The organism is Arthrobacter sp. NPDC093125 (assembly GCF_044754225.1).
Classification (GTDB): domain Bacteria; phylum Actinomycetota; class Actinomycetes; order Actinomycetales; family Micrococcaceae; genus Arthrobacter.
Map to the genome: position 1 here is coordinate 143367 of NZ_JBIVOQ010000006.1, position 21281 is coordinate 164647.

General features: G+C 65.6%; 18 protein-coding genes. 4 read left to right on the forward strand and 14 right to left on the reverse strand.

Features of this window, described 5'->3' with window-relative positions:
* Positions 1 to 25 precede the first annotated feature (25 nt).
* The gene (locus tag ACIP9X_RS13535) at positions 26 to 673 is read right to left on the reverse strand and encodes a TetR/AcrR family transcriptional regulator (protein ID WP_400480263.1); all 648 of its coding nucleotides are present in this window, start codon (positions 671 to 673) and stop codon (positions 26 to 28) included.
* A 353-nt stretch (positions 674 to 1026) separates the two neighbouring features.
* Between ACIP9X_RS13535 and ACIP9X_RS13540 the strand changes: the two genes are divergently transcribed.
* Entirely contained in the window at positions 1027 to 1344 is a 318-nt protein-coding gene (locus ACIP9X_RS13540; RefSeq protein WP_400480264.1) for a hypothetical protein, read from the forward strand.
* A 53-nt stretch (positions 1345 to 1397) separates the two neighbouring features.
* Here the strand turns inward: ACIP9X_RS13540 and ACIP9X_RS13545 are convergent, their stop codons facing one another.
* The 11 genes from ACIP9X_RS13545 to ACIP9X_RS13595 all read right to left on the reverse strand — a co-directional run bounded on the left by ACIP9X_RS13545 (position 1398) and on the right by ACIP9X_RS13595 (position 15478).
* Entirely contained in the window at positions 1398 to 2633 is a 1236-nt protein-coding gene (locus ACIP9X_RS13545) for a restriction endonuclease (protein WP_400480265.1), read from the reverse strand.
* A gap of 37 nt (positions 2634 to 2670) precedes the next feature.
* Positions 2671 to 4902 (reverse strand): McrB family protein, encoded by a 2232-nt coding sequence (locus ACIP9X_RS13550; protein WP_400480266.1) that lies wholly within the window; start codon positions 4900 to 4902, stop codon positions 2671 to 2673.
* Positions 4903 to 4956: 54 nt separating this feature from the next.
* The gene (locus ACIP9X_RS13555; RefSeq protein WP_400480267.1) at positions 4957 to 5199 is read right to left on the reverse strand and encodes a hypothetical protein; all 243 of its coding nucleotides are present in this window, start codon (positions 5197 to 5199) and stop codon (positions 4957 to 4959) included.
* Between the two features lie 2 nt (positions 5200 to 5201).
* Entirely contained in the window at positions 5202 to 5642 is a 441-nt protein-coding gene (locus ACIP9X_RS13560; RefSeq protein ID WP_400480378.1) for an acyl-CoA thioesterase, read from the reverse strand.
* A 101-nt stretch (positions 5643 to 5743) separates the two neighbouring features.
* Positions 5744 to 7753 (reverse strand): ABC transporter ATP-binding protein, encoded by a 2010-nt coding sequence (locus ACIP9X_RS13565; RefSeq protein WP_400480268.1) that lies wholly within the window; start codon positions 7751 to 7753, stop codon positions 5744 to 5746.
* Positions 7750 to 9483, reverse strand: coding sequence for an ABC transporter ATP-binding protein (locus ACIP9X_RS13570; RefSeq protein ID WP_400480269.1), 1734 nt, complete (start codon positions 9481 to 9483; stop codon positions 7750 to 7752). Before ACIP9X_RS13570 ends, ACIP9X_RS13565 begins: the two co-directional genes overlap by 4 nt.
* 159 nt (positions 9484 to 9642) lie before the next feature.
* On the reverse strand, positions 9643 to 11244 hold the full coding sequence (locus ACIP9X_RS13575) for an MFS transporter (RefSeq protein WP_400480379.1): 1602 nt from the start codon (positions 11242 to 11244) through the stop codon (positions 9643 to 9645).
* Positions 11245 to 11305: 61 nt separating this feature from the next.
* Positions 11306 to 11803 (reverse strand): MarR family winged helix-turn-helix transcriptional regulator, encoded by a 498-nt coding sequence (locus ACIP9X_RS13580; protein ID WP_400480270.1) that lies wholly within the window; start codon positions 11801 to 11803, stop codon positions 11306 to 11308.
* A 188-nt stretch (positions 11804 to 11991) separates the two neighbouring features.
* Positions 11992 to 13662 (reverse strand): thiamine pyrophosphate-binding protein, encoded by a 1671-nt coding sequence (locus ACIP9X_RS13585; RefSeq protein WP_400480271.1) that lies wholly within the window; start codon positions 13660 to 13662, stop codon positions 11992 to 11994.
* Entirely contained in the window at positions 13659 to 14726 is a 1068-nt protein-coding gene (speB, locus tag ACIP9X_RS13590) for an agmatinase (RefSeq protein ID WP_400480272.1), read from the reverse strand. Before speB ends, ACIP9X_RS13585 begins: the two co-directional genes overlap by 4 nt.
* A gap of 176 nt (positions 14727 to 14902) precedes the next feature.
* Entirely contained in the window at positions 14903 to 15478 is a 576-nt protein-coding gene (locus tag ACIP9X_RS13595; protein WP_400480273.1) for a helix-turn-helix domain-containing protein, read from the reverse strand.
* 271 nt (positions 15479 to 15749) lie between these two features.
* Here ACIP9X_RS13595 and ACIP9X_RS13600 point away from each other — a divergent pair, with 271 nt between their 5' ends.
* Positions 15750 to 17285 carry a sodium:solute symporter gene (locus ACIP9X_RS13600; protein ID WP_400480274.1) on the forward strand — a complete coding sequence of 512 codons (1536 nt, stop codon included), beginning with the start codon at positions 15750 to 15752 and terminating at the stop codon, positions 17283 to 17285.
* Between the two features lie 127 nt (positions 17286 to 17412).
* Here the strand turns inward: ACIP9X_RS13600 and ACIP9X_RS13605 are convergent, their stop codons facing one another.
* On the reverse strand, positions 17413 to 17643 hold the full coding sequence (locus tag ACIP9X_RS13605; RefSeq protein ID WP_400480275.1) for a hypothetical protein: 231 nt from the start codon (positions 17641 to 17643) through the stop codon (positions 17413 to 17415).
* Positions 17644 to 17889: 246 nt separating this feature from the next.
* On the opposite strand from ACIP9X_RS13605, the gene ACIP9X_RS13610 reads away from it, so the two are divergent.
* Together ACIP9X_RS13610 and ACIP9X_RS13615 are read left to right on the forward strand one after the other, a co-directional pair.
* Positions 17890 to 19020 (forward strand): VIT1/CCC1 family protein, encoded by a 1131-nt coding sequence (locus ACIP9X_RS13610; protein WP_400480276.1) that lies wholly within the window; start codon positions 17890 to 17892, stop codon positions 19018 to 19020.
* 83 nt (positions 19021 to 19103) lie between these two features.
* A complete protein-coding gene (locus ACIP9X_RS13615; RefSeq protein WP_400480277.1) occupies positions 19104 to 19997 on the forward strand; it encodes a matrixin family metalloprotease in 894 nt (297 codons plus the stop codon).
* A 28-nt stretch (positions 19998 to 20025) separates the two neighbouring features.
* Here ACIP9X_RS13615 and ACIP9X_RS13620 read toward each other — a convergent pair whose 3' ends face one another.
* Entirely contained in the window at positions 20026 to 21159 is a 1134-nt protein-coding gene (locus ACIP9X_RS13620) for an LOG family protein (protein ID WP_400480278.1), read from the reverse strand.
* Positions 21160 to 21281: the final 122 nt, after the last annotated feature.

Below are 21281 nucleotides of genomic sequence, written 5' to 3' on the forward strand. Positions count from 1 at the left end.
CTGCGGGCTGCGCCCGGCCGGGGGCCTACTCGCGGTGGTGTTCGATCAGCCAGCCCGCGAGCTGGCGGGCGCGCATGGCCGCCGCTGTGTCTCCTTCAGCCGCCGAAATGATGGACCCCTTCATCAGGATGTGCCATGACCGGGAGAAATCCTCGGTCCGCTGCAAACCGGCCTCCTCCGCTAGCTGCTGCACATGTCCCCGGATTTTGGCGAGGTAATCGATACTGGCCCGCCCGAGCGGATGGCTGGAGCCCATCTCAAGAAGCACGTTGATGAAAGAGCACGCCTCAAAATCAGTGCGCTGGAACCAGTCGGAGAACACGTCGAAGATGGCCAGGAGCTGATCTTCGGGCGTGTCGGCCCGCTTGCGCGCCTCGCCAACAATTGCGTTCACAGTCCATACGCGGTCGCGCTGTTCGAGGAAGGCGAGCACCACCTGGTCCTTGGATGCGAAGTGGCGGTAGAAGGTGGCCTTGGCGACGCCGGACCGGCTGATGAGTTCGTTGATGCCAACATCCCGCACGCCCCGCCGGGCAAAGAGATCGTAGGCGGTGTCGACGATCCGCTCCCGGATTCCGGCCGGGCTGACGGCTGCTGCGCTTGGGGCAGCTGGGCCGGTGGCCCCCGCGCCCGAGATGGCTGGTGAGTTCTGGGTTTGTCGTTCGGTATCCATGGCTTGGGCTCCCGACTCCTGCCGAGTTGCGCCGGGGCTTAACACTTTGTTCAGCTCGCCGGGGCCCACTTCTTGCGTCTCACCCGGCAGGGTCTGGGCCTGCGGGTCAGATTGGAGCCCGCGGGATGGAAAAATCCCGGCGCTTGGTAAAGCGGTTCTGGATGAATCTTCCATTTGTTTAACATCGTAACCCCAAACACGAGACAGACCTGTCTGTCTCAGGATAAAGTTTTCACTGACTGTTCATTCCGCAGTGGGTGGCTGATCCCATCTGAAGGAGTCAGCCTTGATATAGCGCGGTAAGCATTACAACTTAACGAAGAACCTGAGACCCAAGGGAACCGGAGAGTGACATGTCGCAGAATCTAGTCCCGGCAGGGCTGCGCCCCTACTCCGCACCGCTCGCCTCGTGGCCGCAATACGACCAGCCCACCAAGGATCCGGAGCTGGGACCCATGCGGCGCCAGGTCATGGCAATCATCTCTTCGATTCTCGACGACGTAAGTCCGGAAACTGCCGCCGTTCGGATCAGGCTGCGCGAGCTCCTCGCCCAGCATCCCACCTGCCCCGAGAAAGCCCTGCTGGAGCACCTGCGCTCCATGCAACGCGATTTTCTGGACGCCGATCCGGATGCCGAATCCGAAGAACTTCCGGAAGCAGCGCCTGTCTGACGCAGCGCACCCCAGGCTGCGTCCTCAGCCAGCCAGCCTGATTCAGCTGTCGTTTAGCCGGCCAGCCTGGCCTGCCGCACTACCTCGCCCCACGACTGCTCGGCGAGATCAGCGATGGCTGCAAGTATTTCGGACGGCGGCCGTGAAAGGTCCAGCGGAAACTCCACGATGTCGATATCAGTGTTGAGGATCCGTCTGAGCTTCATCTCCCCCGCCCCGGCATAGACCAGCCAGGCGGTGGGCACCTGGAGCGCGGTGCAGTAGGCCAGCATCTGAAAGTGGTCGCCGGACAACGACGCCCCGCGGTCCGAGCGTGCCCGGTATTTCGCGTCGTAAACCACCACCGGGCGGCCGCCGAGCAGATGCACCGCGTCCGGCCGGACGGAAAGCCGGTCCGAATCCCGAACGGCCTCGTTGAGCAGGGCGTTGTACTGCAACCGCATCTCACCGGGGAAGGCCGCCATCGCCTGCCGAAGCGCCTTGCCTACGAAGTCTTCGAACACGCGGTCCATGTCCACCACAAAGGAGGCGGTCTCCTGCTGCCCCTCGCCGGGTTCCGCCGAGGCATTGCGCAGGATGACCTCTGCGAGCCGCAGCGCAGCGTGATAGCGGGCGTTCATCCGGTTGGCCCTCCACGGCGGCAGTGGCGCGCCGGACTGAAGGCGGGTGACGTCGTCGAGCTTTCCCTTGAGCTGGCGCAGGCGGCTCAGCACCTCGGGACGGACGCCGGGGACACGGGACATGCGTTCGAGGGCGGCCCGAAGTATCCGGTTCTCGGCGATGTCGACGGTGAATTCGTCGTAGGACACTTCGAGAGGGACCAGCATGCCGGGCCGGCGCGAGATCTGGTCCGAGATGCGGATCCTGCCCTTGACCGTCCGGAGGGACTCGTCGACGGCGAGGTACCCCTGCAGCACTCCGCGTTGCAGGGCACGTTCGGCGAGCTGCACCAGGGACGACGCCAGCGCGCTCCACAGGCCGGGGTCCTCGGCGGCGGCGACGGCGTCGTCGCGGAACCCCTGGTCCCCGGCGTAGCTCAGCAGGAACAGCAGCCTGCTGAGCCCCAGCCGGCCTTTGGGCCGCACGTCGAGCTGCACCTGCCGTGTGCGCACGGAACCGACCAGGCCCACCGGCTCGATGCGGTACAGGCCCATGCCCATGGGCGAGGCCTTGGCGAGCCCGCTGGCGTTGACGCTGGCGGCACTGGCTGGATCCAGCTTCTCGACGATGCCGCCGGACAGCTCGTCCAGCACAAGATGCCGGAACCCCTGCCCGGAAAGTCCGCGCACGGACGCACCCGGAGCCGATACTCCCGGCCGCACGGCGCTAGCGGACTGCAAGGCGTCCCATCAGCTGGTCCAGCCCGAACCGCTCCTCCAACTGGGCCCGGGTCAGCTGCCCGTGATAGTGCTCCTCAAGCAGCGGCATGAGCTCGTACTTCCAGATCCGGCGCAGCCCGGCAGGGGTCTGGGCAGCCTTCTTCATGAAGTAGGACGGGCCGATCATCAGGTCGCGGTCCCACTCGTCGATGGAATCGTTCAGGGCATCCAGCAGCAGCGCCGGCGTGGTGTCCAGCTGCCGCGCCTCCAGGAAACGCAGAAGCGAGCCCTTCACCGGTTCGGTCTTGGGATGCAGCTCGATGAAGGCGAAGCGGCGGCGGATGGCGGCATCCATCATGGCGATCGAGCGGTCCGCCGTGTTCATCGTGCCGATGATGTATAGGTTGTCCGGGAGCGTGAACGGCTCGTTCGGGCTGTACTGCAGGTAGATCCTGTCGTCGCGGTACTCCAGAAGGAAGTACAGCTCACCGAAGACTTTGGCCAGGTTCGCGCGGTTCATCTCGTCGATGATCAGAAAATACGGCTTTGACTCGTTGCCCGGCTTGGCGGCCTCCTCGGCGAGCCGGCGCAGCGGCCCGGCCACCAGCTTGAAGGACACCTGGCCCTCATCCGTCTTGTCCGGGCGGTAGCCTTCGAAGAAGTCCTCATAGGCGTAGGACGGATGGAACTGCACCAGCTTCACCCGTTCGTCGGTGCTGTCCTGCGCGAGCTCGGCCGCAAGATGCTTGGCCAGGTACGTCTTCCCGGTGCCCGGCGGGCCGTAGAGCACCAGCTGCCGGTTCTCCTCCAGCAGGTCGGCGATTTCCTGGAGCGGCTCCAGCTCCATGTGGAGCGACTCCGCGAAGTCGCCGGTCAGCGGACGGAACCCGCCCGGGGCGGGGAGCACGACGGCGGCAGGTTCCGCGCCGCCGTCGGGCTCTGCTTCCGCTTCTGCCGGGACCAGCGCCTGCAGCGCCTGTACGACGCGCGTCACGTCGACGACGATCCCCGGCGTAGCGAGCTGGCGCTGCACGTGGCGCGGCAACTCCGCCATGCCGTGGGCCTCGTCGAACCAGCGCACCTTGCGGCGCATCCGGCGGTTGTCGGCGTTGTGGTCAGGCTCGCCGAGTACGACGCCGATGCGGACGGCGCCCGCGTTCTGGTACAGCGCAAGGTCCCCGGGCTTCATGACGGTGAGAAACGCGAACACCGCCGTCTTGGTGTCCTCCCGCTCCACGTAGCCGAGGTGCTTGTAGTCCTCATCCACGGCGTGCTGGACCACGCCGGCCGTGACGCCGGCGTCGAGAAGGCGGAGATGCTCGACGTCGAGCGTCACTTTTTCCTCGGCCTGCCAGGCGGTGAGGAGTTCGGCGTTGTCGTGATGGGTGCGCAGCAGCCAGGCGCGGCGGCCCGGATCTCCCACTTTCCGCCACTGGCTCACCAGCTGGCGCGAGTACCAGTCGATGCGCTGGCCGGCCTGCTCGTCCAGGTGCAGGCGGATGCGGCGGATGTCGGCGGTGATCTCTTCGTCACTGTCCCCCTTGGCGCCGCCCACCAGCGAAGCGAAGGCGTCACGGATTTCCCGGCGCTCGACGTCCGCCACGACGGGCTCGAAAAAGTTCGGCCAGGCGAGGAACTCGATGCTGCGCCGGATGGCCGGCTGGTCGTCCGGGGTACCGGCTGCGAGCGCGTGGAAGGCCAGCGGATCCTTCAGCGCCTTGGTGATAGCCGCGGTGGACTGCTGGTCCACGTGACGGACGAACCTGCACAGCCACATGAGATGGTCCCAGATGGTCCAGTTGAATTCAGCCGTCCGGTCCCGGATCACGCCGTGGTCGGTCATGCCCTTGTACAGCTCGTCCGGGAGCTGAAGGGGCGGCTCCAGCCAGGACGCCGCCTCGGCCACGCGGGCGCGCTTGACCTTCAGCGATTTCACCTCGTGGGCCAGCGGCAGCGACTGCAGAAACAGAAGCTCAACGGCAAGCTGCTTCGCCGGCCGGGAAGCGTCCGTGAGGTTGTGCCGAAGGTTCGTCATCATGGGCGCCTTGGCATCAGCCACACCCCGCTCCAGCCGTTCGAGCAGCTCCGAGGCGGCATCCGCCGTCCACGTCTGCGTCCGCCCGTCAAGCGCAGAGGGCCTGCCCTGGAGACCCGCCCCGAGCACGAACCACGCCGCTTCCTCGATTTCCTTGGACACGCCGAGGGCACGGTGCATGGCAGGTTTGGGGTTGGGGGTCATGGCTTCAAATTTACAGGGTTTAGCTGGACGCCAGCACCACGCCCCCTTCGCTGGCTACTTGCCGGCAGGCTTCGGCAGCCTCCTCCGCCCGAATGCGAAGTAGCTGCCAGGGCCGATGAAGTTGATCAGCGTGGCAAACCGCCAGAGCGTCTTGGAACCCCGGATCTGCTCAGCAGGACGGCGTGAAATGTCGCGCTGGGCGGCTGTGAGGAAGGCCAGCTGGGCAGCTCCCACCACAATGGTGCCAAAGCGGGCGGCCGGGGGAAGTTCTTTCCACGACTTCTTCTTTCGTGCCACTGTCAGTGCTCCTTGCGTTCGGGCTTGTGTTCGACAAAGGGCGCCAGGCGCTCTTTCTGTTCCGAAGTGAGCCTCAGCACCCGCCCGCTGGCTTCGTCGACGAAGGCGAGATGGCTTGAGGCCTTCACACAATCCTCGCGAGTTACGGGGTCCTGCACAAGGTAGTGGATGTCGAAGCTCGCGCCTTTGACGGCGCCGATCCAGACCTGGACGACGGCGGGGATGTTGCGGTACTCCAGCGTCCTGACGTAGCGGATCCGGTGGTCCACGATGAGCGCCATAGTGCCCTCCGGCACGTCATTGAACAGCGACACCTCCGGCTCCACGCCGGGCAGCCCGGCGCCGCGCGGCGGACCGAAGGCGGCAATGCGTGCTTCCTCGAGCATGCGGACGATCTGGACGTTGTTGATGTGCCCGTAGGCATCCATGTCGCCCCAGCGCATCGGCACAAGCACCTCGATGCGCCGGCACGGCGGGGCCACCGGACGCCGGGTAATTACGGCCTCCTGCGCCTGGACAGTTACGGCCTCCGGCCGCTGGGCGCTCAGCTGCGCACCGCCGTCGAACCGTCCACGGGCGCTTCTTCAGACCTGCCGCCTGCAAACTGCGACATGTACAGCCGGTAGTAGGCGCCTTCTGCAGCCAGCAGCTCCTGGTGGTTGCCCTGCTCCACAATTTTTCCGTTCTCCATGACCAAGATCGTATCGGCGTCGCGGATGGTGGAGAGCCGGTGGGCAATCACGAAGCTGGTGCGGTCCGTGCGCAGCGCGGCCATGGCCTTCTGCACCAGGAGTTCCGTGCGTGTGTCCACCGAACTCGTGGCCTCATCCAGGATCAGCAGCGAGGGGTTGGCCACGAACGCCCGGGCGATGGTGATCAGCTGCTTTTCGCCGGCGCTGACGTTGTTGCCCTCCTCGTCTATGACGGTGTCATAGCCCTCGGGCAGCGCCCGCACGAAGCGGTCCACGAACGTCGCCTTCGCTGCCGCCATGATCTGGTCCTCGGTGGCGTCCAGCTTGCCGTATCTGATGTTGTCGTAGATGGAGCCGCCGAACAGCCAGGCGTCCTGCAGCACCATGCCCACCTTGGAGCGCAGCTCTGCCCGGCTCAGCTGGGTGACGTCCACACCGTCCAGCGTGATGGAGCCGGAATTCAGCTCGTAGAAGCGCATCACGAGGTTCACCAGGGTGGTCTTGCCCGCACCGGTGGGGCCCACGATGGCGACGGTGTGCCCGGGCTCCGCAGTGAAGGAAAGGTTCTCGATGAGCTGCTTGTCCTCGGTGTAGCTGAAGGTGACGTTGCGGAATTCCACATGCCCGTCGGTCTTGGCCGGCAGGTGGCGGGTGGCAGTTTCGGCTTCCTGCTCATCGGCGTCGAGGAACTCGAACACACGCTCGGCGGAGGCCACACCGGACTGCAGCATGTTGGCCATGCCAGCCATCTGGCCCAGGGGCTGGGTGAACTCGCGGGAGTACTGGATGAACGCCGTCGCGTCACCGAGGCTCATGCTGCCGGACGCCACGCGCAGTCCGCCCACCACCGCGATGCCCACGTAGCTGAGGTACGAGACGAACTGCATCACGGGGAAGATGATGCCGGAGACGAACTGGGCGCCGAAGCTGGCCTTGTACAGGGCATCGTTGCGTTCCTCGAATCGCTCCAGCATGTCCGCGTCGCGGCCGAAGACCCGAACTAGGTCGTGGCCGGAGAAGGACTCCTCGATCTGCCCGTTCAGCTCGCCGGTGTTCTTCCACTGCGCGGCGAAGAGCTTTTGGCTGCGCGCTCCGATGATGCCCGCTGCCACGCCGGACAGCGGGAGGGCGATGAGTGCGATCAGGGCAAGCTGCCACGAGACGATGAACATCATGATCACGATGCCGAGGACGGTGAGGACGGAGCTGATCAGCTGGGCGAATGCCTGCTGCAGCGCCTGCTGGACGTTGTCGACGTCGTTCGTTACCCGGGAAAGCACGTCACCGCGCTGCCGGGTGTCGAAGTAGTTCAGCGGCAGCCGGTTGAGCTTCTTCTCGGTATCGTCGCGCAGCTGGCGGATGACCTTCATGACGATGCGGTTCAGGATGTACCCCTGGAGCCACAGGAAGATATTCGCCACGAAGTACATGAGAAGCACCGCGGAGATCAGGACCGTCAGCTTCTGGAAATCAATGCCGGTTCCCGGCACCAGCTCCATGCGGGAGATCATGTCGGCGAAGTTGTTCTGGCCCTGGGCGCGCAGCCCCTCGACGAACTGCTCCTTGCTTACGCCGGCCGGGAGCTGCTTGCCGACCACCCCGCCGAAGATGACGTCCATGGCCTGGCCGAGGACCTTGGGGGCGATGACGTTGAGCACCACGGACACGATGACCATGGCCACCACGAAGTAGATGCCTGCGGCCTCGGGTTTGAGCAGCCCGAGGAGCCGCTTCGCGGAGGGCCAGAAGTGCTGGGCCTTCTTCGCCGGCATAGCGCCGAACATGCCGCCGTCCGCCTCGGTGGGCTTGTACTCCTCCTCGACGAAGTCGTCCGCCTCCAGGGCCGTCTTGTCGCCGCTCATGCCACTTCCTCCACACTCAGCTGGGACTCAACAATTTCCTGGTAGGTGGGCGATGTTTCCAGCAGTTCCTCGTGGGTTCCGCGGTCCACGATCCTGCCGTTGTCCAGCACGAGGATCTGGTCTGCGTCCGTGATGGTGGAGATCCTCTGGGCCACGATGATGACAGTAGCGTCCGCGGTGGTCCGCTTCAGGGCTGCGCGCAGGCGTGCATCTGTGGCGACGTCCAGGGCAGAGAACGAATCATCAAACAGGTACACCTTCGGCTTGGTCACCAGTGCCCTGGCGATGCACAGGCGCTGGCGTTGTCCGCCGGAAACGTTGGTGCCGCCTTGGGCGATTCGGGAGGCCAGCCCGTTCTTCTTTTCCCGCACGAAGCCATCGCCCTGGGCCACGGCGAGCGCATCCCACAGTTCCTGGTCGGTGGCCTCGGTTTTGCCGAAGCGCAGGTTGTGCTCGACGGTTCCGGAGAAAAGGTAGGGCCGCTGGGGCACGAGGGCGACCCGTTTAGTGATTTCGGCGCGGTCCAGCTTGCTGACGGGGACGCCGTCGAGCAGTACCTCACCGTCGGCAACATCGTAAAGCCGCGGCAGCAGCGCCAGCAGCGAGGTCTTGCCCGCACCGGTCGAACCGATGATCGCCACCGTCTCCCCCGGGCGGGCCGTGAAGCTGACGTTGCTCAGGACGGGGGCCTCGGCGCCCGGGTAAGCGAACGTGACGTTGCGGTATTCCACCACGCCTTCCAGCTTTGCCGGGGTGTGCGGGCTTTCGGGATCATGGATGGAGGGCTCGACGTCGAGCACCTCGCCGATGCGGTCGGCGCAGACCGATGCCCGGGGAATCATCATGGCCATGAACGTGCCCATCATGACCGCCATGAGAATCTGGAGCAGGTACTGCAGGAAGGCGGTAAGGGCGCCGACCTGCATTTCTCCGGAGTCCACACGCTGGCCGCCGAACCACAGCACGGCCGCCGTCGACAGGTGCAGGATCATGCCGATGGCCGGGAACATGAGAACGAACAGGGCGCCGATCTTCAACGAAACGTCCGTCAGGTCCTTGTTGGCCTGCCCGAACCGTTCAGTTTCGTAGGGCTCGCGGACGAAAGCCCGGACCACGCGGATGCCTATGATCTGCTCGCGGAGCACCTCGTTAATGCGGTCGATCCTCTTCTGCATGGACCGGAAGAGCGGCATCAGGCGGACCACGAGGTAGCCCACCACAACAATAAGAACCGGCACGGACACCCACACGAGCCAGGACAGGTTGATATCCTCGCGCAGCGCCATGATGATGCCCCCGATGCACATGATGGGCGTGGACACCATGAAGTTCAGGCCCATCAGCACCAGCATCTGGACCTGCTGCACATCATTCGTGCCGCGCGTGATGAGGGTCGGCGCGCCGAACGTATTGACGTCCTTGGCGGAGAAGCTCGTCACCTTCCGGAAGACGCCGCGGCGCAGGTCCCGCCCCATGGCCATCGCCGTCTTGGATCCGAAGTAGACCCCGGCGATGGCGGTACCCACCTGCAGGAACGCCACCAGGAGCATCACGCCCCCCGTGCGCCAAATGAAGTCCGTATCGCCGCGCGACACGCCTTCATCGATGATCTGGGCATTGAGGCTTGGCAGATATAGGGCGGCGATGGTGGACGCGAGCTGAAAGGCGATAACGGCCAAAATGTACGGTTTATACGGCTTGGAGTAGCGACGTATCACGGTGACAAGCATGCCCACGGGTCCTTAAGGAATGAGTGCGGTTTCGTTGCTGAAAGTAATAGCAGCCGGGGCTGACATCATTAGCCCTCCAACTCTACGAAATCTGTTGCCCAAGCGAAACATCTGCGCACGAACATCCTCCCCGAGAAGCGCGAACGGACACTTGAGGCCCTAAATCCTCGCGGAAGAGGGGCCACAAGTGTCCGTTCGCGCCGCTGCTGTTCGGCCTGCCTGGCGACGAAGCTGAGGGCCGGCGTCGGAGGCCGCGGCCTCCGGACGGATGTCGACGGTGCGGCGGAGCGGCTGTTCCTTGATCAGGAGGACAGCAATGAGCGCCACCACGGCGATCGCGCCGGCAATAAGGAAGATCTCCGCAGTGGCATCGCCGTAGGCGGCCCGCATGATATCCCGGACCGGGGCAGGCATGTCCGCCAGGTCGAGGCTGGCGGAAGATGAACCGGAGCCGGCGGAAACGCCGGCGTCCGCCAAACCCTGGGTGGCGAGTTCCTTGACCCGGTTGCTCATGATCGCGCCCAGTACGGATACACCGATCGCGCCGCCCACAGAGCGGAAGAATGCGACGGAAGCGCTCGCAGTGCCGATGTCGCTGGCGCTGACGGTGTTCTGGACGGCCAGGACGAGGTTCTGCATGAGCATGCCGAGCCCGAGTCCCAGGATCGCCGTGAAGACTCCGGACTGCCACAGGTCCGTGGTGTGGTCCATGGTGCCGGTGAGGCCCAGCCCGCCGATCAGCAGCACGGACCCGGCGACCAGGTAGCGCTTCCACTTGCCGGTGCGGCTGATCAGCTGCCCCGAAGCCACGGAGCCGATCAGGTTGCCGGCAATCATGGGCAGGGTCAGGAGGCCGGCCTCGGTGGGCGTAGCACCGCGCGCCACCTGGAAATACTGGCCTAGGAAGGTCGACGATCCGAACATCGCCACGCCCACAGCCACAGAGGCCCAGATGGCCAGAGCGGTGGTGCGCTCGGAGATGATCTTCAGCGGGATGATTGGCTGTTCAACCTTGGATTCGACCACCACGAGCAACGCCAGCAGCACGACGCCGCCGCCCACCATCAGTGCCGACTGCCAGGACCACCAGTCGTAGTAGTCGGGGTTGCCAGCGAACGACACCCAGATGAGGAGCAGGCTGACGCCGGTGGTGAGAAGGATGGAGCCGAGCCAGTCGATCCTGGCAGGCCGCTTGACGTACTGGATCTTGAGCGTGATCTGCAGCAGGATCAGGGCGACGACGGCGAGTGGCACGCAGACGAAGAACGTCCAGCGCCAGCCCAGTGGGCTATCAACGATGAAGCCGCCAAGCAAGGGTCCGCCGGCCGTGCCCACGGCCATGACTGCACCCATGTAGCCGGAGTACTTTCCGCGGTCCCGGGGTGGGATCATGGACCCGATGATCGCCTGTGCCAGCGCGGTCAAGCCGCCCATGGCGATGCCCTGGACAACTCGGGCCGTCAGCAGCAGCGGGATTGTCTCGGACAGGCCGGCCATCACCGATCCCGCCACGAAGATCACGATGCTGAGCTGGACCAGGACCTTCTTGTCGAACAGGTCGGCGAGCTTCCCCCAGATCGGGGTGGTGGCAGCGTTCGCCAGCAGTGCTGCGGTGATCACCCACGCGAAGTCCGTCTGCGTGCCCTTGAGCTCGGACATGATGGTGGGCAGCGCATTGGCAACAATGGTGCTGCTGAGGATCGCGGTGAAGAAGGCGGCCAGGAGCCCGGTCAGAGCCTCCATGATCTGACGGTGCGTCATGGGGGCTTGGGGCGGGTGGGCCGAGGGGCGTGACGTAACCGTCCCGGAGACGGCAGCGTGGCTAACCAATGAGCTGCTCCTTGCGTTTGGTAGTGGTTGTGATGGGGCCGGCCGTCGTTGTCCGGGCAGATTCCCAAAGGGATTCCGCAAGTTTGTGGAGTACTTTCGCCGTCTCCTCGGCGTCCTGCTGGCTCCAGTCCTGCAGGAATTCCTGCAGGGTGGCCACGCGGTGGTCCTCGATCTCGACGAGTTTGACGCGGCCGGCGTCGGTGAGGGCAACCAGCTGCGCCCGGCCGTCGTCGGGGTCCGGCCGTCGGTGGACCAGCCCGAGTTCCTCGAGTTCGGCGATGTGCCGGCTGAGAACTGGCGCGCTCACCCCTAACCGTGCGGCGAGATGCGTGGCGCGGGATTCCTTCTCCCCCACGAATCTCAGGACACCCTGCAGGGCTACGCCTGCCTCCATGCCCCGCGAGTTTGCGACGGCGGCGCACCGGACGGCGCGCTGGAGATCGAAGATCTGGCGGACGAGTTCGGCCGCGGTAGCGGGCTCAAGCGCCATGATTGATCCTCCCATTGCTTGCCTTAGGCAACTATAACAATACATTGTTGCTTTGGGAAACTAAGCAACCGGGGATAGGTATCCCGCATAGGTTAAAAGCAGAAGCGCGAACGTACAGTTGTGGCCCCAAATCCGGGTGGAAATGGGGCCACAACTGTACGTTCGCGCTGGATGGAAGGTGCGGGGGATTAAGGGGTCAGGTGGGTGGGGGCGAACATCTTCAGGAGCGTTTCGACGACGACGACGTTCGGTCCGTCCGCGGCGAACCCCGCCCTGAGCGCGTCCCCCACTTTTTCCGGTGCAACCCGGGTGGCCGGCACGCCGAAGGCCTCGGCGAGCTTCACGAAGTCCGGCCGGGCGAGCTCGGTTGCTGTCGCCTTCCCGAATGCGCCCACCATGTATTCGCGCAGGATGCCGTAGCCGCCGTCGTCCACGATGAGCCAGGTGACCGGCACGTTGTGCTGCCTGGCCGTTGCGAGTTCCGAGATGGAGTACATGGCGGAGCCGTCGCCCGAAACTGCCAGCACGCGGGCAGAAGCGCCGGTTTTGCCCACGGTCTCCAGGCCCACCGCTCCCCCGACGGCGGCCGGGAATCCGAAGCCCAGGCCGCCCGCGCCCTGGGCGGAGTGGAACTGGCCCTCGCGGGCATCCCAGCAGCTCCAGGCCCAGTACGCGGAAATCGTCATGTCCCAAAACGTCTGCATGTCCGCGGGGACGGCTTCCCGGATGTCGGCCATGAACTTCAGCTCCTTGCCGATGTCCTGCGACTCGAGCCGGGCGCGGACCTTCGCCAGGGATTCCCGGACAAGCTCCTCCGGTGTTGCGCCGTGCCAGTTGGGGCGCCGTTCACCTGAGCCGGCGGCAACAAGGGCCTCGTCCAACGCAGTGAGGGCCTGTCCGGCGTCGGCTCGAATGCCCAGTCCCGGCCGGTTCGATTCGAGCACCCTCGGCTCGGCGTCGATCTGGATGATCCGGCCGCGCGGCTCGAACGTGAAGTAGTTGGAGGTGACCTCGCCCAGGGAGGAACCGATGACGATCAGCACGTCAGCGTCTTCAAGGACGTCGGTCATGTACCGGTCCTCGATCCAGGACTGCAGCGACAGCTCGTGGTTCCAGGGGAACGCTCCGTTGCCGCCGGGGGTGCAGATGACGGGTGCCCGCAGCTTCTCGGCTATGGAGAGCAGGGACTTCTCGGCCCGCCCGCGGCGGGTGCCGCCGCCGGCGATGATGGCAGGGCGCTCCGCGGCGGACAGCCATTTGACAGCTTCACGGACCAGCTCGACGCGGGGCGGGTTGTCCGCTGCTTCGGCAAGGGCGTCCTCAACGGGAGGCACCATGATGGGATCGAGCAGGACGTTCTGCGGGATCTCGATCCAGACCGGGCCCTGGGGTGACGAGATGGCCTCGGTCCACGCATCCTGGATGGCCGACGGAATCCCGGACGCGTGCTGGATGAGGCGCTGGCTCTTCGTGACGTTCGCGGCCGAAGCCTTCTGGTCATCAAGCTGGTGCAACATTCCCTTGCGGCGTGCCCCCAGTCCTTCCAGCGGGATCTGGCTGGCGACCACCACCATGGGCACGCCTGTGGCATAGGCTTCCTGCAGTCCGGCGAGGGAGGTCAGCGCCCCCGGCCCGGTGGAGAGAAACAGCACGCCCACTTCCCCGGTGGCGCGCGAATACCCGTCGGCCGCGAAGGCGCTGTTGTTTTCGACGCGGGAGGACACGAACTTCAGGCTGCCCCGGCCCATGGCGTCGAAGAGGCCCAGCGCGTGCTGGCCCGGGATGCCGAAGACGGTTTTTGCGCCCAGCGCCTCGAGGGTTTCGACGACGAGGTCCCCGCCGTTGCGGAGGTCGGTCACCGCGAGGCCACCGGATTGGCGAAGCCGGCGGGCTGGCGGGCTTCCTGCCCCAGCGCCTGGGCGGCATAGCCGGTGTCGGCACCGATGCGGCTGCCCTCGACGGCGTTGTCCGCCATGAGCGTGACAAGTTCGTAGGCGACGTGGCTGGCCGCGACGCCGGTGATTTCGGCGTGGTCATAGGCCGGGGCAACTTCGACGACGTCTGCGCCGACCAGGTTCATGCCGCGGAAGCCGCGGAGGATCTCCAGCAGTTCCCTGCTGGTAATGCCACCGGCTTCCGGCGTTCCGGTGCCGGGTGCGTGCGCCGGGTCAAGCACGTCAATGTCCACCGAAATGTAGAGGGGGCGGTTGCCGATGCGGTCCCTGACCTTGGCCACGGTCTCGAGGACGCCCTGATAGTAGACGTCCGCGGAGGTGACGATCCCGAAGCCGAAGCGGTGGTCGTCGTCGAGATCCTTCTTGCCGTACAGCGGGCCCCGGGTGCCGATGTGGCTGATGGCCTCGGTGTCCAGAATGCCCTCCTCCACTGCCCGGCGGAAGGGGGTGCCGTGGGTGTACTCGGCGCCGAAGTACGTGTCCCAGGTGTCCAGGTGCGCGTCGAAGTGCAGCATGGCGATGGGTCCGCCGGCGCGTTCGGCTGCGGCACGCAGCAGCGGCAGCGCGATGGTGTGGTCGCCGCCGAGGGTGACCAGCTTGCTGCCTGATGCGGTCAGCTCCAGGGCGTTGTGCTGGACGGATTCGATGGCTTCGTTGATGTTGAAGGGGTTCACGGCCATGTCGCCGGCGTCCGCCACCTGGCAGTTTTCGAAGGGGCTGACATCCCAGGCGGGGTTATAGGGCCGCAGCAGGCGGCTGGCCTCGCGGATGTGGTTGGCGCCGAAGCGGGCGCCGGGGCGGTAGGAAACGCCGGAGTCGAAGGGGACGCCCACCACGGTGACGTCGGCCTTGGAGACCTGGTCCAGGCGGGGCAGCCGGGCATAGGTGGCAGCACCGGCGTAGCGGGGAATACGGGATGAATCGATGGGGCCAAGGTTGCCGTTGGCTTCGATGCGCAGCTCTTCCAAAGGAACGCCTCTCCTTCGAGGATGAAAGGTGATGTGGCAGCCATCATACACGCGAAGTTGCCTAATGCGAATCACTTGTTTACGAACGGCCCGGAGGATCAGACAGTGAGTCCAAGGCACGCCAAGTGACCCGGTTCCGCGAAGGCGGCCGAAAGGGGAAGGGAGGGAAGGGGGCGCTACCGGCTGGCAGCCGGCACAAGCACCCAGAGAACCTCAACGGATTCGTTCGTCGGGTTCACCCAGGTGTGCGGCTCCCGCCCCGGGAAGGTCACGGTGTCACCGGTAGAAAGCTCGTATTCCTCATTGGTGAGGATGAGCTTTATAGAGCCCCTGATGACGTGCAGCACGTCGACGTCGCAGTCCACGGCGTAGAGCTCCGACTCGCCGCGCCCCTGCGGCTCGATGACGGCCTGAATGATCTGGACCCGCCGCTCTGAGCGCGCAGTCAGCAGCCGTTCAACGATGCCCTCGCCGCCAAGCGAGATGCGGGGACCGGCGTCGCGCTTGGTGAGGTGGGTCTCCGGGGCGGCGAACAGATCGCCAATCGAGATGGACAGCACCTGGCACAGGGTCACGAGGGAGGCCACCGACGGCGAGGTCAGGTCGCGTTCGACGCGGCTCAGGAAGCCCTTGGTGAGTCCGGTGGCGTCCGCTACCTGTTCGATCGTGAGCCGCTGCGACTGGCGGGCGGCACGGATTCTTGAACCGATGGCAACCGGAATATTGCTCGGCTCAACTGGAAGTGCCTTCATGTACGAACCTTTCACGGCCGGCCGCTCGGCCCGATCTCTGCAGCCATACTAGCGGCACGCCGCTGATCTGATGCCGCTGGAATCGCGTCACAAACAAATTGCGTCTTGACTGTTACTCCCATCACAACTTACTCTCGGAAGCAACAACCGTTGCATCACATGCAACAACAAATTCCCTTCCCGTCTTCACCGCAGCCCCAATTCCAAGCACCTCGAATGTGCTCCCCGAATTTGCCACAGCTGCCCCGAAAGCTCCAAGGACATCAAGATCATGGAAGCAAACTTCGTCAACATCGCCATCGTCGTGGCGTATCTGGCCGCAATGCTGGCCTTCGGCTGGTGGGGCAAGTCCCGCACCAAGAACAACAGCGACTTCCTCGTGGCCGGCCGCCGCCTGGGGCCGTTCCTTTACACCGGAACCATGGCCGCCGTCGTCCTGGGCGGCGCCTCCACCGTTGGCGGAGTCGGTCTGGGATACAAATTCGGCATCTCGGGCATGTGGCTCGTGGTGGCGATCGGTGCCGGCGTGCTGCTCCTGAGCCTGCTCTTCGCCGGAACCATCCAGAAGCTCAAGATCTATACCGTGTCCCAGATGTTGACGCTGCGCTACGGCAGCCACGCCACCAAGACATCCGGCATCGTTATGCTCGCCTACACGTTGATGCTCTGCGCTACCTCCACCGGAGCGTACGCCACCATCTTCGTGGTGCTGTTCGGCTGGGACAGGGCGCTTGCCATCGCCATCGGCGGCGCCATCGTGCTGGTCTACTCGACGATCGGCGGCATGTGGTCCATCACTTTGGCTGACCAGGTCCAGTTCGTCATCAAGACCGTGGGCATCTTCATCCTGATGCTGCCGTTCACCCTCAACGCCGCTGGCGGCCTCGACGGTATCCGCAGCCGTGTCGACGCCAGCTTCTTCCAGATCGACGGCATCGGCCTGCAGACCATCATCACGTACTTCGTCGTTTACACCCTGGGACTGCTCATCGGCCAGGACATCTGGCAGCGGGTATTCACGGCAAAGACCCCGAAGGTAGCACGCTGGGGAGGGGCAACCGCCGGTATCTACTGCATCCTCTATGGCGCCGCCGGGGCCCTGATCGGCCTCGGAGCCCGCGTTGCCTTGCCTGACATCGACGTAGCCGCTGAAGGCAAGGACGTCGTCTACGCCGAAGTGGCGCAGAACCTGCTGCCCGTCGGCATAGGCGGGCTCGTACTAGCCGCCGCCGTTGCCGCAATGATGTCCACAGCATCCGGCGCTCTTATCGCCGCCGCTACCGTGGCACGGGCCGATGTCCTCCCGTTCGTGGCCAGCTGGTTTGGCAAGACGATCAGCACTGAGGACTCGGACAATCCAGAACACGACGTCAAGGCAAACCGGATGTGGGTACTGGGACTCGGCATCGTTGCCATCCTCATCGCCATCATCACCCGGGATGTAGTTGCGGCGTTGACCATTGCCTACGACATCCTCGTCGGCGGATTGCTCGTCGCAATCCTCGGCGGGCTGGTCTGGAAGCGCGGCACCGGAGTGGCCGCCGCCGCTTCGATGGCCGTCGGCTCTGTTGTCACGCTCGGCACCATGATCATCCTGGAAATCAACGCCAAAGCACCGCTGGACGGCGTGTTCGCGAACGAACCGATCTACTTCGGCCTGCTGGCGTCCGCCATCGTGTACGTGGCGGTCTCACTGCTGACCCCGCCCACAGACCCGTCGGTCATGTCGCACTGGTACCGCCGCGTGTCCGGCCAGGGTGCCGAAGAGAAGCCGCTTGCCGTTCCCGCAACCGGCCAGGGGAAGTGACGCTTAGCAGCCATGCCCGCAAGCCCTAAGAACTGACGTTCGACGGCGGTGCCCTCCCCTGTTGGGAAGGCACCGCCGTCTAGGTTAAAAGTCGAGGTTAAGACGTGGGAGTCAGCCGAACGGGGAGTCAGCGATCATATTCCTCGTCGTCGCGGAACTCGTCCGTGTCCAGCGAAACGACGCGTTCGTCGTCGTCCGCTGCCTCCGGCACAGCGGGAACGACCCGTTCCTCGGAATCGAGGAATTCGTCTTCGGCGTCCCAGTCTTCCTCTACCGGAGCATCCTCGGCAAAGTCGTAGGCGGGATCGGATTCGAGGGTGTGGCGGGCAGGCTCGGGATGTGCTCCGGTGGTGTTCATACTGCAGACCTCCGTGTGGTTGGACTTCCGTGCCCTCCGTCAGCGAGGCACATTTTCATCAGATCACCGCCAGTGCGGTGGGTCAAGGGCGCAGGGGCGCGCCGGAAAATCAGCTCCTGAACAGGGAAAATTACGGGATCCCTAAACTTCCGGGTGAGGAATACCGGCCGAAAATCCGCGGAATTGCGGGGTAAGCTGGGCAAGCAATGGGGCCGAAACCATGCCTCGTCCAGCCCAGGAGTTCCCGTGTCCCAGCACGCCAAATCTGACCGACCCCGCCAGGCCGACACCGGCGCCGCCCCGGACCCGGCAGACATCAGGCGCTGGCGCCAATACCTGGCCGACGAGCGCGCAGAAGCCGCCGTATACAGGGACCTGGCGCAGAACCGCACCGGCGAAGAACGCGCGATCCTGCTGGCACTGGCCGCGGCAGAGGGCCGTCACGAAGCACACTGGCTCAAGCTGCTCGGCGACCACGCCGGCAAGCCCCGCCGCGCCTCAGCCCGGAGCCGCCTGCTGGGATTCCTTGCCCGGCACTTCGGGTCTGTTTTCGTGCTGGCTCTGGCACAGCGGGCTGAGGGCCGCTCCCCCTATACGAAGGAGCCGTCCGCCACGCCGGCCATGGCCGCTGACGAGCAGATCCACGAAGAGGTGGTGCGGGGTCTTGCCACACGCGGCCGCAACCGTCTCGCCGGCAGCTTCCGCGCCGCCGTTTTCGGAGCCAACGACGGCCTGGTCAGCAACCTGGCCCTCGTCATGGGCATGGCAGCCACCGGCGTTGCCAGTTCGGTGGTTCTGCTCAGTGGCATCGCAGGCCTGCTGGCCGGCGCCTTTTCCATGGGAGCCGGCGAATTCGTCTCGGTCCGCTCACAGCGTGAACTGCTTGCCGCCACCCGGCCTACGCAGGTCACGCTCGCCGCGGCGCCGCAGCTCGATATCGAACACAATGAGCTCCTGCTTGTGTACCTGGCCCGCGGGATGTCCCGGGAAGCGGCAGAGCACCGGGTCGCGGAGCGGATGGGCTTCTTCAGCTGCGACTGCGACCCCAGCCTCTCCCTTCGGCCAGAGCTCCCCGCCGCCGAAGATGAGCATGAGGCCGTCGGCACGGCGTGGGGTGCCGCGCTGTCCAGCTTCTGCTTCTTCGCATCCGGCGCAATTATCCCCATCCTTCCCTTCATTTTCGGCATGACCGGTATCGGTGCGCTCGTGGTGGCCGCTGCACTGGTGGGCGTCGCGCTGCTGGCGACTGGCGCCGTCGTCGGCCTGCTGTCCGGAACCTCTCCCCTGACCCGCGGGCTGCGCCAGCTGGCGATCGGCCTGGGCGCCGCCGGCGTGACCTACATGCTCGGCATGGCCTTCGGCGCGGTGATCGCTTAGTGCGGGATGCCGGGCACCGGCCGTCCGGGCGCCACTCCGGGCCGGCCAAAGCCGCCCGCCGCTTCATGGGCAATCTCGTTCTGGTGTCCGTCATTGGATGTGGAGCCTTCCTCGCCGCGGGCCTGGCCTACGGCGACCCTCGGCTTGCCGCGCTGCTGGAATTCCGGCTGGGTTCCGGGAGTGCGGGCCAGGGAAATGACCGTCCCGATCCCGCCCGGGAAGGTGCTGCTGGCGGCGAGACAGGGCAGACGCACGAGTCCGGCAGGGCCGGCGAGCCCGGCGGTGAGCGGGGAACAGACGGCGCGGCCGACGCCCCGCCGCCCGGCCGGGAGGAAGCGGCCGAGCCGCTCGGCACGCCGCAGTCTCCGCCCGAACCCAGCACCTCATACAAGTTTCTCGCCACGAACGACGACGGCACCCCCGTGGGATACTCTCCGTGCCGGCCGCTGCACTACGTGGTGAATGCCGAACTGGCCCCTGCGGGCGCGGCGGGCCTGGTGCACGAAGCCATCAGGACGATGTCGCGGGCTACGGGCATCCGCTTCGTCCACGACGGCGCGAGCAGCGAGCAGCCGTCCGAGCAGCGCGACCCTTACCAGCCCGAGGCTTACGGCGAGCGGTGGGCGCCGCTGCTCATCAGCTGGACCACGCCCGAGGCCGCTCCCAAGCTCAAGGGGCAGATCATCGGCACCGGCGGCAGCACGCATTTCAGCTACGAGGGCGGGCCCAAGAGCTTCGTCACCGGCAGCCTCGAGCTCGACGCACCTCAGATCGGTGTTGAACTGCACAGGCCCGACGGCTCCGCCTACGCCACCGCCGTCATCCTGCACGAGCTCGGACACGTCATGGGCCTCGAACATGTCGACGACCCGGCACAGCTGATGTACCGGGAAATCGGGACCCCGGAGGGCCTTGCCGCCGGGGATCTTAACGGCCTGCACGCGCTCGGCAACGCGCCGTGCCGGAAGGATCTCTAGGACACTCCTTGCCGGTGCGCCTTGGAAATCACCCGCCCAAAACCGCGACGGCCTCGTCCACGCTGTCGACCAGGAAAATCCGCTCCTCCATGGCCCGCCCTGCCGCCAGGCGCTGCAGCATGGGCCAGGCCGGGTACCGGTGTTCCCAGTGCTCCCGGCCCACCAGCACCATGGGCGTCATGGTTTCGGGCGCACCGTAGTAGTTCTCGCAGGCATCCTGGAAGATCTCCTGCACCGTTCCCGCCGCGCCGGGCAGGAACACGATCCCGCCGTCGCAGAGCTCCAGCAGGATGGCTTCGCGGATGGCGTTCGTGAAGTACTTGGCGATGTGCGTCGCAAAGTAATTTGGCGGCTCGTGTCCGTAAAACCATGTGGGAATGCCCATCGACGCCGTGCCCTCAGGAAAGCGTTCGACGACGGCCGCCGCCGCCCGCGCCCACGCGGACACCGAGGGCCGGAAGCCGGGGACGGCAGCCAGTTCCGCGAGGACGTCCCGGAAATCATCCTCGGGACATTCGCTGAGGTAGGCGCCGAGGTTTGCCGCCTCCATGGCACCCGGCCCGCCCCCGGTGGCCACCATCCGCCCGCTGCGTGTCAGCAGCCTGCCCAGCTTCGCGGCGTCGGCAAAGTCGCTGCTTCCGCGCTGCGCGGCGTGGCCGCCCATCACCCCGACAATCGGGCGTCCTTCATTGCGCACGGCGCGTGAGAGTTCCTCCAGCGCGTCGCCGATGGCATGGTCGTGGAGGGCGGCCGCGAGCGTGGCATCGAGGCGGTGCCGCTGCCCGGGCTGGATGCTCCACTGGTACACAAGGGCATCCGGGGACTCCTCGTAGGGGGCGTCCCGGATGCCGGCGTAGAGCTCCTGCGGCGAATACAGCTCCCCGCGGTAGGCGTCGAACGGCACGCCAGTCAGTCTGGGAAAGATGAGGGCGCCGCGCCGGCGCAGCGCTTCCTCAATGCCGGGATCAAATGTGCAGCCCAGGAAGATGGCGCCTTCGGCATCCATTTCAGCGAGCGCGGATGCCCGGCCCCGCAGGTCGAGGGACTGTGCGTGCCAGCCGTGCATGCTCTTCGCTCCGGCGCTGACCAGCTCGTCGAAGCCGACCAGGCTTTCGATGTCGAGGGTCCGCGGGCTCGGGTTGAGGTTGCCGGAGGGGTTCATGGTGCCAGCCTAGTGGCCGGGCCGATTCAAGCAGGCCAACTGGAAGCGCGCCAATTCAAAACCAGACCAATGCAGGACCAGGCCAACTTAAAAGGGAAGCACCCCGCAGCCTGGGCTGCGGG